This window comes from Streptomyces sp. NPDC099050 (genome assembly GCF_044759865.1).
Taxonomy (GTDB): domain Bacteria; phylum Actinomycetota; class Actinomycetes; order Streptomycetales; family Streptomycetaceae; genus Streptomyces.
On sequence record NZ_JBIWAE010000068.1, the window covers coordinates 1 to 1,921 of the forward strand.

General features: G+C 65.9%; 2 protein-coding genes. One reads left to right on the forward strand and one right to left on the reverse strand.

Annotated elements, in window-relative coordinates; all coding sequences use genetic code 11:
• Positions 1-466: 466 nt before the first annotated feature.
• A complete protein-coding gene (locus ACIQV3_RS40500; RefSeq protein WP_403722397.1) occupies positions 467-997 on the forward strand; it encodes a hypothetical protein in 531 nt (176 codons plus the stop codon).
• An 11-nt stretch (positions 998-1,008) separates the two neighbouring features.
• Here ACIQV3_RS40500 and ACIQV3_RS40505 read toward each other — a convergent pair whose 3' ends face one another.
• Positions 1,009-1,797 carry a transposase gene (locus tag ACIQV3_RS40505; RefSeq protein ID WP_403722399.1) on the reverse strand — a complete coding sequence of 263 codons (789 nt, stop codon included), beginning with the start codon at positions 1,795-1,797 and terminating at the stop codon, positions 1,009-1,011.
• Between the last annotated feature and the right edge of the window lie 124 nt (positions 1,798-1,921).

Below are 1,921 nucleotides of genomic sequence, written 5' to 3' on the forward strand. Positions count from 1 at the left end.
GCTTGGTGCTGGTCATGAGGGGTGGAACTCCTATCGGGCCCTCTCAGGCTAACCCGACAAAGCGGGACGTCTCACCCAAGGCTGACAGAGAGGGCGTAGACCTGCGCCGACTCGCTCGGCGCACCTCACGATAGGAGCGAAACGGGCACGGATGAATGAACTGTCGGACTTCTGGCCAAAAGCGATGTGTTCAAATTCTGGATCTTGCCCCGGCCAACTTGCCCCGCCCTGGACCTGTCTGGCTACCGGGCGGCCCCTCCCCCAGTGACAGCTCGTCGCAGACTCGGCGCGGCGGTGGGGAACCGCGGTGAGCAGGTCCGTCCCACACCTGAGCAGGGGGTGGGGAATTTCAAGGCTGTGGCGGATATTTCGTGACGCACACGGTGGCGGGGGGACCGATGGTTGGCTCATGCTTGATCGCTAGCGCAGGGGCCCGGGGGCCCGGCACGCCTTGAGGGGGTCCGCGGTGGTGGTCGGTGAACTGGTACGCGCAGAACTGCAACGCGTCGATTGGGCGTCGTTGGAGTGCGGCTGCGGTAACTCTGCGGAGCATGTGCCACTGCTGATCGAGGCGATCATCACTGCAGAGACACCCCAGGACATGATCGGATACACCCTCGATGGTCATGTCGAGGAAAGCACGATCATCTTCGAGTGCACTCCGCCAGCGGTCGGCGTGATCACGGCCGCGCTGGCGGGCGACCTCTCCAAACTGGCCCGAGACGTGCTGCTGCAGACGTTGTCCTTCGTGGCTGCGGGTTCCGGCGACTACGGACCGGCTGCGGGAAATGAGGGTCTGGGCGAGGGGTGCAGGCACCACGTGCAGGAGGGGTTTTGGAGGCTTGTCCAGATCGGGCTCACGGGCACTGCGGAAGACGCCGAAACGGTGGCGGACATCTGTGAGTCCTTCGGGCTGGGCGGCGACAAAGCCGCCTTCTACCAGGCCGAGCTTCGCAACCGCGTGCAGGCGAAGACCAAGCGCGGGCGACGCGTCTGACGCTTTGAAGATCAGGGCGGTTGGGCGAGTACGAGGGTTCGTAAGAGGGCGAAGGAAGCGCGGCCGTATGACCGACGTTTGATCAGTTTGATACGTGTGACCTGCCCCTCGACGGCGCCGGAGCTCCATTGGAGCGTCAGGCCGTTGACCACGGCATCCCAGTCGTTCTGGAGGAATGCTGCGAAACCCTGGACCGGCTGTGGACCCTGGTCGAGGGCACGGGCCATCCAGCCGGTGAGGTCGTGACCTCGGCGTTCGCGGGCGATGGCACTGAACTCGTGAGCGAGGTCCCGGGCGGTGGCCAGGTCGGGGCAGGCGTCCAGGATTCGGTCGAGTTGTTCGCGCTGGTTGTCGGTCAGGCTGTCGGGGTGGCGCATGATCCAAGTCGTGATGCGGCGGGGGCTGGGGATCGGCTGCGGTGGTTCGGGGGCGGCGGTGCCGGCGCGGAGTGTCGCGATGTACTTGGTGACGACGACGCGACTGCCGCGGTAGCCGCGTTCGCGAATCTCACGGAAGAGGCCTGCGGCGTTGGTCGAGCCGCTGCGGAAGCGGTGCTGCAGGTAGGGCTTGAAGCGGTTGATGTGGCCGTTGGGTCGGCGTTCGCGTGCGGAGGCGAGGATCTGGTCGAGGTCGGTGGTCAGGTAGTGGCGCACCGTCTTGCGGTCCCGTCCGAGGCGGCGTGCGATGGCGCTGATGGTCCAGCCGCGGTCGCGGAGCTGGTGGATGTCCGTGTGCCACTGGCGGACCCGGGCCAGGAGCTGGCTATCTGGCGGGTCTGCGGCCTCCGGTGGCCCAATCAACGCTGCCAGTGCCGCGGGGTCCGACACCTCTAGACGAGTCATTCCGAATGCTGACGGTGTGTCCGGGAACGCAGACAGGGCGTCCAAGATCGTTGTGTGACGAACAACCTGGACGCCCTGCTGA